This is a genomic window from Leptolyngbya sp. Cla-17 (assembly GCF_016807185.1).
GTDB lineage: Bacteria > Cyanobacteriota > Cyanobacteriia > Leptolyngbyales > Leptolyngbyaceae > ULC077BIN1.
Genome location: NZ_JAEVYN010000002.1, coordinates 1,046,967 through 1,061,831 on the forward strand (window position 1 = coordinate 1,046,967; position 14,865 = coordinate 1,061,831).

Here is a 14,865-nt window from a genome sequence, read left to right on the forward strand (position 1 = left end):
GATGAAGAAATCTTTTGTTAAAAAAACAGTAACCCCAGTGCTGGCATCTGCCGTATTGGGGTTTTTAATGACTGGTGCCGCCCATGCTCAGATCGGTAAACCTCAGAGCAACCAAAGCAGCAATCTCGATATCGACTTATCTAACTTGGAGTCAACCAATGACTTAGAAGCCGATGAGACTGGATTGGATCAGGTTACATCGGTATCCCAGCTTACCGATGTCAAGCCCACCGATTGGGCATTTCAAGCATTGCAATCTTTGGTAGAGCGTTATGGATGCATCGTCGGCTACCCCGACAAAACCTTTCGGGGCAATCGTGCCTTGAGTCGCTATGAATTTGCGGCGGGTTTAAATGCCTGTCTCGATAAGATCCAGGAACTGATCGCGGCTGGAACAGCGAACCTTGCAACGAAGGAAGATCTGGAAAAGCTCAAGAAAATGATGGAAGACTTTTCTGTAGAGCTAGCAGCCCTGCGAGGTCGAACTGAATCTCTAGAAGTGCGAACCGCAACCCTAGAGAAACAGCAGTTTTCAACGACGACCAAGCTATCGGGGCAAGTGATTTTTGGAGTTCAGGGAAAAAATAGCCCAGATATTGAACTGGCAGGATTTCAATTTAACGATAATTCTGACCAAATCAATGTCATCAGCAATGTGCAACTCAGCCTCTACACAGCTTTTAGTGAACGCAGTTTGCTGTTTACAGGTTTGCAAGCAGGCAGCGGCAGAAGTTTTTCCCAACTTCTGACCAATAATACGCTCTTAGGCTATGAGGGAGATTCGGCAAGCGCGGTTCAACTCAGCGACTTGACCTTCCGGCAACTGATTGGCAACAACTTTGCCATCATTGCAGGGGCAAAGGGCGTGAACATGATTAACGTGTTTCGTGGTGGGAACCGCATTGAAAGCGCTGGACAGGGACCAATTTCCTTCTTAGCTCAACGCAATCCTATTTTGAATCTTGGCTCTAGTGGTGGAAATGGTGACAACGCAGGTGCTGGCTTTGACTGGCAAATTGGCAGCCGCTTTTCGTTGCAAGGGGTTTACTTTGCAAACCGACCTAGTGACCCAGCGAATGGTGGCTTGTTTGGTGGGCAAAATGGTGGCTCAACGGTGGGTGCTCAGTTCACGATCGCCCCAACTGACACCATCGACATCGCCCTTCACTATGCCAATTCCTACTCACCCTCTGGCTTTTTGGGCACTGGCACTGGAGATGATCAGGTCGCATTGCCGACTGCGCTCAACCCATTTACACGCGCTCCCATTCAAACCAACGCGCTTGGAGCAACTGCTTCATGGCGAGTGGCACCCTGGTTTACGCTGGGCGGTTGGGTTGGGTACACCAACTCTGAGTTAAAGGGTTTCTCTAGAAATGTAGAAACCTTTAACTGGATGGCATTTCTCAATTTCCCCGATCTGTTAGCTCCGGGTAACTTGGGCGGCATCTACGTGGGGCAACCACCCGCCATTACCAGCAGCGATTTGCCAATTGGCAGAAACGTGCCGGACTTTGTGAATCGAGGAAATGTGTTTGCCGCAGGACCGGGCGATCAACCCGGAAGAACCACTCATTTAGAAGCATTTTATCGTTATCGGGTGAATGACAATATCAGTGTGACACCGGGCGTGCTGGTCATTTTCAACCCCAACAACAATCCCAACAACGACACGATTACCGTAGGGGTTTTACGAACCACGTTTTCATTCTAGATTGGGGAACTTTTTCCAGAGCAGATAGTTCTAAACAATCTACGGGTACTCTTAAATACCTGTACTATCTGCTCTGGTAAGTTTTTGTCCCTATGGGTGTGCGCTTAATTGCCACGATTCACTATTCATTCGCCAACTGATATAAGAGGAAATTTGACGTGATGATTCAATTTACTCGATTCGCTACCTGTATAAGTATGGTGGCTGGCAGCCTTGCCGTTGCCGCTTCTGCCCATGCTGATATTCCAATTACCGGTGGACAAGTCAGCGGAGACGCTGCCTTTTTTACCCAACTGAATGCTGGCAATGCAAACACCCTAAGTCGCACAGGTTCCCCTGTGCTATTTGATACGGTGATCCAAACTCTGCGAATTGTTACCCCAAACGGCACTACAACAACTTCACGTTTTCTGCCTAACGCTAGCCGCTTTACCGATACCAACGGCAATAGTCGTCCTGATAGTGGCGATCAAGGTCGCCTAGAAGGGGCATTATCAGGGGTTGCCTTTTCTGGAGTGGGCAACCCAGTCTTCTTTCAAAATATTCCAACAGCGCTCAACTTTACGCTGACCGCTTTTGCGCCCAATTCTTTTGGAACGGGTTCTTTGATTAGCCCTACTCAAACAGGAACCGCACCGCTTGTGTTCATTCCTGGAGTCAACGTTCAGCTATCAAATACCTCCAGTAGTGCTTACACTTCTAAGGCTGGATTGTTGGAAGTCGGTTCATTTGCAGCTAGCTTGACGGGCGATTTCATTGGGCTACCCTCTGATTTGCAGTTGCGTCCTGCGGCGACGGAAGTAACCTTAGTGCCTGTGTTTTTAGGGCGACGGATTAAGTTTGACTTTGAGGGTAAGAATGCCCAGGTGGATGAGGCAGCTTATGGAATTGATCCGGCAACGGGGCGCAGAGTCTTGGATTTTGCTGGAAATGTGACTGAGTTCAAAATTGAGAGTACTGGCAACTCAAATTCCCAGTTTAAGATTGAGGGATCTGGAACATTAGATATCTCCTTAACGGGACCGTTTAATGTCCAGAAAGATAGCTTGAATTTGAATACGCTGACGGGTCAAGTGAATTATCAAATTAAGGGGGAAGGACCCGGCTTCGTCGCTTTTACAGGTGGCAACTCGATTACCTATTCCGGCACTTCACGGCGCGATACGGAGTTTAAATTTGAGCAAGGAAGCCGCAGCTTTGAGGGGAAAAGTGGGGGTGATACGTTTTTTACAGTGAGCGATCGCCGCGACAATGTTAACTTCAGTCGTTTTGTGGTTATCCCAGTAGTCGGAGTCTCGACAACGGCTGGGACTGCGGTCATTACGCCTTCCACAACCGGAAGCACAACTTCTACTACCAGTAACACCAGTACTACCAGTAGCACCAGTAGCACCAGCACGGCTATTTTTACGACAACGGTCTTTAATAATTCCTCTATTACTATCTTCCCTGGCTATCGGAATTTGCTGACTGTAACCAGCGGCGAGAGGGACGACGATGACGATGACGATGATGATGATGATGATAACCGCAGAGGTCAGCGTGTAGAGCGTAGTGGTAACTCTGGGGATGATGACGACGATGACGATGATGATGATCGGAACTATGGTCGCAATACGACTTACTATGTCCATCAGCAAAAAGGAACAACTGAGGTAGTCGTAGAGCGGAGGGGCGATCGCATTCTTTTGGTCGATCGCACTGAAGTTCAGGGGCGCAAGCTGAAGAAAAAAGGCAAGGTTGTTGCTGCGTATCAAGTGGTAGGACTACCCAGCCGTGTTTTTCCAGGCATGACTGGACTGCGGGAAATTCCTGCGGATACGGTGCAATCGTCCTCTCCTGAGGTGGCACCGACAGATCAAGCAGCTCCACAGCCTGCGGCAACTCCACAGCCTGCGGCAACTCCAAGCACTACAACGCCAACGCCAGCGGTTGAGCCAGCAGTTACAACCCCTAGCTCAGGTACCACGACCGCACCTTAAAACTCTCAGAAAAATTGACCAAAGAGATTAGAGGGCAGCCTGTAGCTGCCCTTTTTTTCATTCAGAGCCTTATGATAAATGCTCAATCTACGAAATAGGACAAACCGCGATTGAGAAAGTAGATTGCTGCTTTGCGAATTGGCTGCCCTGCGAATGGAGTGTTAGCTAGTCGAGTAAGTGATCAACACTGGTGCTAGACGAACTCTGTTCCAAAAGCTCTTGTAGCTTTGTGGCTATATGATAAACCCAAAAACTTAAAACCAATTGGCTTGGTTATTGCGTATCTCTATTGTGAATAGTTCATCATTGCTCACGAAATCAAAAGATAAACAGAATTTATGAAAAAACGAAATTTCTTATGGGTGGGTGCCGCTTTTCTGGGTGCAACTTGGCTGTCACGCTCTCTATTTGGCACATCACAGACGACTGCATCAGCAAACTCTACAGCCTCAAAGGGTAAGTTTGAAATCACTAAAACTGAAACAGAATGGCGCAAGATTTTAACCCCAGAGCAATTTTACGTTTTGCGGAAGCATGGCACCGAGCCGGCAGGCACTAGTCCTCTTGATAAGGAGTATCGACAGGGCGTGTTTGCCTGTGCTGGTTGTGATTTGCCGCTGTTTAAATCAGATACAAAGTTCGACAGTGGTACGGGATGGCCCAGTTTTTATGCCCCGATCGCCGGAGCAACTGCCACCACTACGGACACCTCATTTTTGATGACGCGAGTTGAAGTTCATTGTCGGCGTTGCGGTGGACATTTGGGGCATGTGTTTGATGATGGTCCTGCTCCAACGGGCGATCGCTATTGTATGAATGGTGTCGCCTTGAATTTTAGCCCAACCTCAGTCTAGAGAAGCATTTGTCGCCGATGTCATCAACCAGATCGCTATATTGAAAGAGTGGATAGGTTTGAGCCGGAGGGGCATTTGGATCACATCATTAGCTTTGATACCTTCATTGAATTGCTGCTAGGAATCAGCCTTAGTGCAGCTGTGGGATTTCGAGTATTTGTGCCATTTTTGGTACTGAGCTTTGCTGCTGTGGTGGGGCATATTGACCTGCCAACCAACTTTGATTGGCTGGAAAGCTCTCCCGCATTAATTGTGTTAGCCCTTGCCTGCGCGTTAGAAATTGGTGGATACTTCATTCCCTGGTTTGATCACGCCCTAGATTTTATTGCGACTCCCTTGGCAATCGTGTTAGGGACATTCATTGTGGGACATACGTCCTCCGATTTGAGCCCAGTTTTGCAGTGGACTTTGGCGATCATTGCAGGTGGGGGTACGGCAGCGTTAACCAAAGGATTAATGAATCTTTTGCGGGGCACCTCTACCGCAATGACAGGCGGACTGACAAATCCCATCCTGTCAACAATCGAATTGATCGCCGCGATCGCCCTAACTCTGCTTGCTATCACTTTGCCCCTAGTCGCAGGGGGCTTGGTAATTGCACTTCTTAGTTTTGCACTGTACAAAGTGGGTCAGTTTTTGCTGAAGTTGCGATCGCGGTTACCAGAATCCAACACTCCAATTGCTTAATCTATTATTTTGCTTACCACTGGTTCTTGGGGCATCGCAGGTTTCTGGGGCGTTGCAGGTTGAAAGTCATCGTGCAATCGCGTCTTCTTACCGCGTCCCTTCAGGAAATTCTGATCGAAAAGATCGTGCAGAATCACATAGAAGCAGGGAATTAGGAACAGGGTCAACAGGGTTGCCAAAGACAAGCCAGAAAAGACCACAATGCCAAGCGGCTGAAGAAACTCTCCCCCTTGACCCAATCCCAGCGCCAGAGGAAACATACCCAAAACAGTGGTGATGGTGGTCATCAGCACCGGGCGCAGACGTTGAGGCGCAGCTTTGAGAATGGCGGCACGACGAGTACAGCCTTCGCGCTCGCGAATTTGGTTTGCCAGTTCCACCATGATGATGGCGTTGTTAACCACGATCCCCACCAGCAGCACCGCTCCCACAATTACCGTTGCGCCGATCGCGGTCTTGGTAATGAACAATCCGAAAATACCGCCTGCCAACGCTAAAGGAATGGTAAACATAATTACCAACGGGTCAACCAGGGAATTGTATTGCACCGCCATCACGACAAATACCAAAAATGCCGCTAAGCCACCCAAAATAGGCAATGTTGCTTGAAGCTGTTGATTGCTTTGTGCCGCCGCACTGGGCAACACCCCAACCCCTTCAGGCAGTTCTTGTTGGCTCAGAATTGTTTGCACCTGTTGAATTGCTGCACTCAAACTAGCACCCTGATTCAAGCTCCCTGCAATCAAAAAGACTTGCCGCTGATTAATTCGGCGGATTTCGCCCGGTGCGCGTCCGGTTTCAATCGTTGCCACATCGCCCAAGCGAATTTGACGGTTATTTTCCGTAAAAATGGGCAGTTGAGTTAGCTGGGAGGGCTGCTGAATCAGAGCATTGTCTAGCTCAACCCGCACATCTACCAAGCGATTACCCCGTTGAATTTGGGTGGGTACGCTGCCTTGAATCGCGGTTTCTAAGGTTCTGCCAATATCTTGAATGTTGAGGTTTAAGTCTGCTAGACGTTCGCGATCAGGGCGAATTTGAATCTCTGGCTGGCGATCGTCGGCATCTGGGCGCACCGTGATCAGGGTTGCTTCCTGTTCCAACGCTTGCAGCACTTGTCGTCCTGCTTGGGTTAGTGCCTCTTCATTTTCGCTTTGCAGCACCACATCCACATCGGCTCCCCGCACCGGCGAGTTATTCAAAATCAAGCCGCGTACCTGCCCCGGATTGACCCGCAACCGAATATCCACCAAATTAAGTTTGCGAAACTCTTTTGTTACCTTAGCAACATAATCATCCACCACAGTACCCGGTTTGAGGGTAATTGTGCTGGAACTTCGCAAAGAGTTTTCGCTGGTATTACTACCAAACAAGCTGCCACCAATCGTGGAGAACACATACTCAGTTTCTGGCTGTGCTGCCAAAATCTCATCCACTGATGCCATGACCTTACGGCTAGTTTCTAGAGGTGTACCGGGTGGAAATTGGGCGTTAAGGTTTGCTTGCCCGGTATTAATTCGAGGCAAAATTTCTTGGGGGATTTGCCCTGCGAGAAACCAACTGCCACCGCCTAAAATCCCTACAGTTAACCCGACTACCAGCCAGCGTTTTGCCAGGGTCCATCCTAGGAGAGTGCCATATCCTTGAGTAGCATCAACAAAGCGGCGATTGAACTGATACAGTAGCCAAAACTTGCTGAGTCCACTAGATGCCCGAATACCTAACAATCGCGAGGCTAGCATGGGTACGACGGTGACAGCAATTAGAATTGAGGCGGCAACCGAAAAGGTAATGGTGAGAATCAGTTCATTAAACAGCAGGGCGATAAAGCCGCCAATCAGCAAGAAGGGCAAGACTGCAACCAGGTTAGTAGCCGTGGAAGCCACTAAAGCCGACTCGACTTCTTGGCTGCTGTGCATGGATTGGGTCATCAGTTGGGATCGGCTGAGTTGGCTAGTGGCATCTTTGCCAGGAGTCATGCCAACCCCTTCGGCAATGCTTTCTAGCATGACGATCGAGTTATCTACGACAATCCCAACGCCCAACGCTAAACCGCCTAAACTAAAGACGTTGAGTGACAGTTTGAACATTCCCATCAAAATAATGGCGGCAAGGGTTGCTAGGGGAATTGAGAGGACGATGATCAGGGCTTGACGGAAGGACCCTAGAAACAGGAGAACCGCGATCGCAGCAAGTCCCGTGCCAATCAGCCCAGAGCTAACTACATTAGAAATGGCATTTTGAATGAATACCGATTCGTCCAGGGTGGGCAACAGTGTCATGTCGGCTGGGATAGTGCCTGCCTGCTGCAATTCTTTAATGCGCTGTTTGACTGCTTCAACCACGGATATGGTGTTGGCATCGGGTTGTTTTTGCACACTCATTTTGACGGCGGGTTGCCCATTCAATGCCACGAAAATCCGCTGTTGATTGGTACCGTCAATCACGGTCGCGAAATCTCGCAGATAAACTCGTTGGGTAGGAGCCGGAGTAGTCGATGCTCCCGATTGGGCAGAGCCTTGAGCAACATTTCCAGGCTGTCCGCCCACTTCAAATGAGATATCTCGCAACTCTGCGGCACTTTTAAACCGTCCAATCGCCCGCGTGAGTGGCTCTGAGTTGCTGCCCAAAATCCGTCCGCCAGAAATATCTTGGTTGCGATCGCCCAACTCGGTTAATACATCGTTTAGCCCCACGCCCACAGCTTGTAGGCGATCGAGATCCACCATCACCCGTACTTCTTCTTCAACGCCCCCAGACACATCCACCACTGCCACCCCCGGAATCACACCCAACTCACGGGATAGCTCTTGATCTGCAAACACCCGCAAATCAACTAGGGCCATGGATGGAGAGGTGAGCGCGAGTTCGTATACCGGAAGCTGAGAGGGATCAACTTTAAACAGGCGTGGATCTTCAATCGTCTCTGGTAACTGTCCGCGCGATCGGTTAAAGGCTGCCGTTGCATCATTCAATGCCTGGTCAATATTGCCACCCGGTTGAAAATATAAATCTAAATTCACCTGTCCTTCGCGAGTTTGAGAATAGACTTGTACCACGCCTTCGGTGGCTGAAAGAGCTTCCTCCAGCGGTCTGGTAATTTCATCTACTGCCACCTCTGGGGAAGTGCCTGGAGCATTTAACCGCACCCCAATCCGGGGATAGGTGATGGAGGGCAACAAATCAACTTGGAGCGTAGTGATAAAGAAAACGCCCATGACAATAACTGCCAGGGTCAGCATCAACGTACCAATGTGTCGCAGGATTGCAATGCGGCTAATACTGAAACCAGTCGGTGGGGAAGGGTTCATGGCTTATTACGAATGGCGAAGGGGCAAAAAGTTTTGAGTTTTGAGCTTGAGTCTTTAAAGTTCTATTCCCTATTCCCTCTCTGTCCTTCGGAGATACTACTGAGTTTTACAAGATCACCATCTTTGAGGGCTTTGCTGCTGCGGGAAACAAAGCGATCACCGACTCCTAAGCCGGAGACGATCTCCACTTGTCCATCTAGGCGTTTACCTAAAGTAACTGAACGGGCGGAGACAGTAGGTTTTTCACCCTTGGCGATTGTGAAGATGTTGCCTCTAGTTTGAGGCGGACGCTCAGATGATTGGGCACCACCGGAGGATTGGGCGCGCGATCTCCGATCTTTATCAGTTTGTAGGGCAGTTTCAGGCACGACGACACGGGCGATCGCCCGTTGAGTAAAGTCCACCCGCGCCAATAAACCGCTGCCAATGCTTTCATCCGAGTTAGGAATGATGACTTCAATGGGAATTAGGCGGGAGGAGGGGTCAGCAGCAGGAGAGATTCGGGCAATGCGTCCGACGATCTCCCTCTTGGGGAAAGCATCAAGACGGACTTGAACGGGTTGTCCAGTGCGAAGAGTCCCAAGTTCCCGCTCGGATACTTGAACCACCACTTTAACCTGACTAAAATCGCCTAACTTGAGGATTTCGCTGCCCGGTTGTGCCAGATTGCCGGGTTCTGTGACGCGCTCCAAGACTGAACCGGTGACGGGTGAAATTAACTGAGTCTGAGACTGTCGCTCTTTCTCTTGCGCCACAATCGCCTGTTGGGCAATAATGCGGCGCTGAATTGCCGTAACCGCTTGCTGACGAGTTCGCACTTGGGCTTGAGTTGATCGCAGCGCTTGTTGAGCCGTGCCAGCAGTCGTTCGAGCTGTTTCTACGGCTTGTGCGGCGATCGCTCCCTCACGAAACAACAGTTCAAGCCGTGCCAGATCCGAGCGGGTTTGTTGTAGCCGCAGGCGTTGTTCTTCAACTTGGGTTTGAGCGGTGCTAACCTCGGCATTTGCCTCAGCCACATCTGCCTGACGTGCTGCCACTTCGGCTTCGGCTTCAACCACCGCAGCAGCCAGCACTGCATCATTCAACTGACCCACGGTTTGCCCTTGCGTGACTCGATCGCCCACATCTACCGCCAGATCCAGCACTGTTCCTTCGACCTGCGATCGCAAGGAAACTTGGCGATAGGGCTGTGTAGTGCCGGTATATTCCACAGTTTGTTGCAGGGGCATGGTACGGGCGATCGCCACATCCACCGATGCTGGACCATTCTCCGCCTGCCTTTGTCCAGTCTGGGCTTCCGCTTCAGACTTAGGCAACATGCCACAGCCTGTGATCACTGTTAAAGCTCCTACTAAAACACTCCATCGCAAAACGCTTGCTGGATTAATAGGCTCCATAAATTTTGGCATGACAGAAATCCTTCTAACCTAAAGTAGGAGCTTACTGTGAGTGGTTTAAATTTTGGTGAATAGACTCCTCTCACCTTTTAGACTCTCATCTGCATAAAGTGGTTCAATGCACTTTTCAAAGAATGCTAAAAGGGGAAAGAGCATTTGGATTGTATCGTTATATTAAGCCTTGTCAGCTCGTCCGAATGAGAGATTATGCCTCACAGCGGCAGAGCAGCAGCCCAAACCATGCGTTAGCATCCATCCAAATTTTGAAAGGGCGTAAGCCTTTCGAGTGAAGCTGTGGTTGAAGTGTTGCCAGATCAAACTTGCGTGAAATCTCGCTGCGGATGGTTTCCCCAGCTGCCATTTCAATCGTCAGATTTAGGGTTCGCAGATGAATCGTTTGTGATTTGAGGCTGCGGAGGTGCATTTCAATTTGGTGCAACTCGGTGTTGTAGAAAGCGAAATGTTCAAACTGAGACACATCAAAATTGCCGTCGAAACGCCGGTTGAGGTGATGCAGTAGGTTGAGATTAAAGGCGGCAGTAACGCCTTGGCTATCATCATAGGCTGCCTCCAATTGAGCGGTGGATTTGTGTAAATCAACGCCGAGCAGAAAGTAACCGCCCGATCGCAGCGCCAGTCTTACCTGCTCAAAAAAGCGATCGCACTCTTCCGGGCTAAGATTGCCTAAACTGCTGCCCAGAAAGCAAACCATCCGTTGGGGCAAATAAGCGCCTGATAAGGTTTGAAGTGCCTGGTCATAGGTGCCCACTAAGGCATGAATTTTGAGTTGCGAATAGGTTTGCAATAGGCTTTGAGCGCTGCTTTCCAAAATTCCTGCGCTAACATCAATCGGACGATAGCAGAGTGGATAGTTTTGCGCTTGATACGCTTCTAGTAACAATCGGGTTTTAGTGGAACTGCCGCTGCCCAATTCCACCAGTTCACAGGCTCCGGTCTGCTGGGCGATCGCGCCTGCATACTGCTGCAAAATCGCTGTTTCTGTGCGAGTCAGGTAATACTCTGGTAGGTCACAAATTTGCTCAAACAGTTGGGAGCCGCGATCATCATAAAAATATTTTGGCGGTAGTGTTTTAGGCGATCGGCTCAATCCTTGCACAACATCCGCGCCACTGTCCTCGACAGTAGGAATGTTGGAATCTGCCAAATAGTCAATCTTCAATCGACTTGACCACTCAGGAGGACTCTTCTCAGCAACCGATTGAAACGACATATCACCACCCGTTTTAAAACTTGACATGTAACCTCCACAACAGTCAGCAGAACAAAAATGGCGATGCCACTGCTCGCCATTTTGCCATTAACGGCTACCACTGCATGAAAGGCAACTGAGCAAAGGATGAGAAAAGAGGGAGGAGTTTTGCATTTGCTGTACTTCCTGTGAAGACGCTACGCGTTGGCGAAGCCAGTCCCAAGGACTTACCCCCTCGCCCTTCATGATTCGCCACTCGCCTCTTTTTGCGTTTCCCAATGGCTCAATATCACCGCGTTGGCGACATTACCAATCACATTAATCACAGTTTTGAAGCCATCGGTCAGGCGATCAACTCCAGCGACGATCGCGACTCCTTCCACGGGCAAACCTGCTGCCGCTAATACGGTAGTCATGGTGATGATGGCAGCACCGGGTACACCCGGAGTACTAAAGGAGACCAGAAACGCGCTCAGGGCGATCGCCAACAGCATCTCTGAAGTGATCGGAATGTGATAAATCTGCGCAATGAATAAAGCATTGAAACTCTGTAAAATGGCTGCGCCGTCTCGCTTTAATGCCGTGCCAAGGGGAATGGCAAAACTGGCAATATCAGGGCGCAATCCGTAACTGTCCTGAGCATTTTGTAGGGCAATGGGAAGGGCGGCATTAGAACTGGCGGTGCCAAAGGCAAGCGAGAGCGCCGGAAACAGGCTTTGCAAAAGATGAATGGGTTTTGCTTTGAGAAGTGCCAATGTTAGAACGTATATCCCAGCCATGAGCAATGTTGTGAACAGCAAGCCCAAAATGTAAATCAATAGCTTGGCAATGACTGCCAATCCTTGAGTCGCGATAATCGAACTGATCAACGCAAAAACGCCAATGGGCGCTGTGTACAGAATAATCGATAAAATCTTTTCACTGATGGCGTAAATGCTCTCTACCACCGCCAAAAAGCTAGTTGCTTTCTCTCCTGCAAGCTGAATGCCTACGCCGATCAACGCTGCCGAAAAAATGGTTTGCAGTAAATTTCCCGTGCTGAGCGCTTCTATGGGATTGATGGGCACTAAACTAATTAGCCAATCGAGCAGGGATGGGCTTTGTTCATGAATCGTGGCGACTGGTAAAGATAATCCTGTGATTCCAGCGCCAGGTTGCAAGATGCTGCAAGTTACCATGCCCAATGCAACCGCGATCGCGCTGGTGACGGCATAGCTCGTCATCAGTTTGAGGGTATATCGTCCCACCTGACTCGCGTCTTGAATGCGGGTCAACCCCAAAATTAGGGAAGAAAAAACAATGGGAATAACGACAAACTGAATTAATCGCAGAAATATCCGCCCAATCGGGTCTAAAACATAGCGATCAATCGCAGGTACGCTGGCAGGTATGAACTGGTTTAGCCCAATTCCAAACAAAATACCCAGACCCAGCGCCATTAAGATCAGCGTAGATAAACTGATTGAGCGATTGTCGGGCGATCGCGGATCGGTGGTTGTTTGCATTCGCCTCGCAGATAGTCCTTTGCGAGGTTATTATCTCAGACTTGATTACTTCTATCTGCCGCTTATGCCACTAAGCCCGATCTCAGTGCTCGAACGGCTGCCTGCGTTCGATCTTCAGCGCAAAGCTTGCTCAAAATATTGCGGACGTGGGTTTTAACCGTGCCTACCGTAATGTACAGCTTGTCTGCGATCGCTGCATTGCTGCAACCTGAGACAATCAGTTCCAAAATTTCTAACTCGCGTTCCGTCAGCGGATAGCTTTCTAAAACCTGCTCCATTTCTGGATCAACTGCGCCAATTGCAACGGTTTTAGCTTGACGATTGCCATGACCATTCGATGGAGTTTGACGGACCTGGTGCAAGACTACATTTGCGATCGCAGGGTCAATCCACGAACAGCCCGAATGAGTCGCCCGTAGCGCTTCTACCAGCTTGTCAATGCTTACATCCTTCATACAGTAAGAATCGGCACCCGCCGCGAATGCAGCTAGCACGGCATCTTCGCTGTCGTGCATTGTCAAAATCAAAATCTTCGTTTTGTCATTGTTCGTTGTAGCTTGAAATTGCCGAAACTTTTGCGTCAACTCAATCCCATCCATATCGGGTAACCCGATATCGACGATCGCCACATCGGGTTGAGTACTTTCCAACACTCTCAAACCTTGAGAAGCATTCGGAGCCTCGCCCACAATGCAAATCCCTTCTTGCTGCTTTAATGCCGTCCGCAATCCAATCCGTGTTAGATCGTGATCTTCGATTAGTACAACATTAAGTTCGCTCATTGTCTCATTCCTTACCGAGTGACCAAAGGTTTAAACATTAGTTATGTTTATCCCTATTATTTAGATAAAGGCTTTGACTGCAAATCACATCCACCAATAGACATAGAGCCTCTCTCTAAAGGTCAACAGTCTAGTCAAATAATCTCCGCCTATGATATGAAAAAATTGGGTGGGGTCATTAATATCACCATTTAGATACGCATTTATCCACTGAAGATCACACCCTCGCTGCATGTGAAATGGCAACTCAGTGCCTTAACTTTTAAGAAAGGCTTAAATAATCTTTGAGGCAGCACAAGTGATACTCAATCAATATAGGAAGCGCGATGTCGATGCAGGAATCGCGGTTAATTAATGTCCTCCTCGTAGAGGATGACGAAGTAGATGTGATGAACGTTAGGCGGGCATTTAAGAAGAGCAACATCTCAAATCCCTTGTATATTGCAACCAATGGTATTGAAGCACTTGCCATGTTGCGTCGTAGCTCTAATCAATGTGACGCTATTCCTGCATATCGCAGATTAATTCTTTTAGATCTGAATATGCCTAAAATGGGCGGCATTGAATTTTTAAACGCGCTCCGGGCAGATCCAGTCCTGAAAAAAACGCCGGTCGTTGTTCTCACCACCTCTAACCGCGATCAAGACCGCGCGGAAGCCTATCACTTTAACATTGCTGGATATTTGGTTAAACCTGTAACCTTCAACGCTTTTACCGAACTGATGGCAACCCTAAACCAATATTGGATGCTCTGTGAAATGCCCTGATGAAGTGCTACTGGCGAGTTGCTAGGTGCGATCTCGACATTTACGAACCATACAACTGAGCGACTGCTCCGGTTGAGATTGCTTGAAAAAGTGAAAGATGACGGTATAAGTCATTCAAGCAACTGAAACCGTCAGTTTAAGCAAAGGGTTGCAAATTAAAAACCGTCGCATGGTGAACGATCTTACGCGATCGCTGCCGCAAAGGTTTCTAAGATGTCACCAAACCGTGTCTGACTAACCCTTTTAGTACTTCACGTATCACAATCTGTATTTCACGATCAAGATTATTGCAGGTCTGTTTTTAATCTATTAGAATAGTACATAAGAACTAAAAACTCAATTACTTATGACTAAGCACTACATTCTTAACTTGGATCCGGCTGCGAAGTACGAATGGGATCGATGCACTCTTCGAGATCCGATTACGGCTGAGCATCCTGCTTTGGCAGATTTAGTGGCACGAGCAGTGGGCGAACGTGCTGGCTCTTATTTAGTTGCAATCAATATTGAAGTCAAGGTGTTAGAAGAAGCGGCGATCGCACCTAAGCCGTTAGCTTCTGTGGCGGAAGTCCCAAGTCGGATGATGCCGCAATTGGCAGAACTGGTTGCCTAGGTGGGTGAATATTAGACGGTTAGTTTTGAGTTGTGAACTGTGA

11 protein-coding genes are annotated in these 14,865 nt (G+C 48.8%); 6 read left to right on the forward strand and 5 right to left on the reverse strand.

The window, feature by feature from the left end:
- Nucleotide 1 precedes the first annotated feature (1 nt).
- The 4 genes from JOY44_RS15965 to JOY44_RS15980 all read left to right on the forward strand — a co-directional run bounded on the left by JOY44_RS15965 (nucleotide 2) and on the right by JOY44_RS15980 (nucleotide 5,237).
- Complete coding sequence (locus JOY44_RS15965; RefSeq protein WP_171574636.1) at nucleotides 2-1,714, forward strand: iron uptake porin; 1,713 nt, start codon at nucleotides 2-4, stop codon at nucleotides 1,712-1,714.
- 161 nt (nucleotides 1,715-1,875) lie between these two features.
- The gene (locus JOY44_RS15970; RefSeq protein WP_171574637.1) at nucleotides 1,876-3,696 is read left to right on the forward strand and encodes a hypothetical protein; all 1,821 of its coding nucleotides are present in this window, start codon (nucleotides 1,876-1,878) and stop codon (nucleotides 3,694-3,696) included.
- Between the two features lie 338 nt (nucleotides 3,697-4,034).
- Complete coding sequence (msrB, locus tag JOY44_RS15975) at nucleotides 4,035-4,550, forward strand: peptide-methionine (R)-S-oxide reductase MsrB (protein WP_171574638.1); 516 nt, start codon at nucleotides 4,035-4,037, stop codon at nucleotides 4,548-4,550.
- Nucleotides 4,551-4,625: 75 nt separating this feature from the next.
- Nucleotides 4,626-5,237: a DUF4126 domain-containing protein gene (locus tag JOY44_RS15980; RefSeq protein WP_171576036.1), complete on the forward strand. Its 612-nt coding sequence runs from the start codon at nucleotides 4,626-4,628 to the stop codon at nucleotides 5,235-5,237.
- Here the strand turns inward: JOY44_RS15980 and JOY44_RS15985 are convergent.
- From JOY44_RS15985 to JOY44_RS16005, 5 genes are all read right to left on the reverse strand, one after another.
- On the reverse strand, nucleotides 5,234-8,548 hold the full coding sequence (locus tag JOY44_RS15985; protein ID WP_171574639.1) for an efflux RND transporter permease subunit: 3,315 nt from the start codon (nucleotides 8,546-8,548) through the stop codon (nucleotides 5,234-5,236). The genes JOY44_RS15980 and JOY44_RS15985 overlap by 4 nt on opposite strands.
- A 62-nt stretch (nucleotides 8,549-8,610) precedes the next feature.
- Nucleotides 8,611-9,957 (reverse strand): efflux RND transporter periplasmic adaptor subunit, encoded by a 1,347-nt coding sequence (locus JOY44_RS15990; RefSeq protein ID WP_171574640.1) that lies wholly within the window; start codon nucleotides 9,955-9,957, stop codon nucleotides 8,611-8,613.
- 193 nt (nucleotides 9,958-10,150) lie between these two features.
- Entirely contained in the window at nucleotides 10,151-11,203 is a 1,053-nt protein-coding gene (gene egtD / locus JOY44_RS15995) for an L-histidine N(alpha)-methyltransferase (RefSeq protein ID WP_197985485.1), read from the reverse strand.
- Between the two features lie 194 nt (nucleotides 11,204-11,397).
- Nucleotides 11,398-12,660 carry a dicarboxylate/amino acid:cation symporter gene (locus JOY44_RS16000; RefSeq protein ID WP_197985486.1) on the reverse strand — a complete coding sequence of 421 codons (1,263 nt, stop codon included), beginning with the start codon at nucleotides 12,658-12,660 and terminating at the stop codon, nucleotides 11,398-11,400.
- A 62-nt stretch (nucleotides 12,661-12,722) separates the two neighbouring features.
- Nucleotides 12,723-13,442: a response regulator gene (locus tag JOY44_RS16005; protein ID WP_171574641.1), complete on the reverse strand. Its 720-nt coding sequence runs from the start codon at nucleotides 13,440-13,442 to the stop codon at nucleotides 12,723-12,725.
- A 326-nt stretch (nucleotides 13,443-13,768) separates the two neighbouring features.
- Here JOY44_RS16005 and JOY44_RS16010 point away from each other — a divergent pair, with 326 nt between their 5' ends.
- Both JOY44_RS16010 and JOY44_RS16015 read left to right on the forward strand, forming a co-directional pair.
- A complete protein-coding gene (locus JOY44_RS16010; RefSeq protein WP_245404927.1) occupies nucleotides 13,769-14,209 on the forward strand; it encodes a response regulator in 441 nt (146 codons plus the stop codon).
- 346 nt (nucleotides 14,210-14,555) lie between these two features.
- The gene (locus tag JOY44_RS16015; protein WP_171574642.1) at nucleotides 14,556-14,822 is read left to right on the forward strand and encodes a hypothetical protein; all 267 of its coding nucleotides are present in this window, start codon (nucleotides 14,556-14,558) and stop codon (nucleotides 14,820-14,822) included.
- Nucleotides 14,823-14,865: the final 43 nt, after the last annotated feature.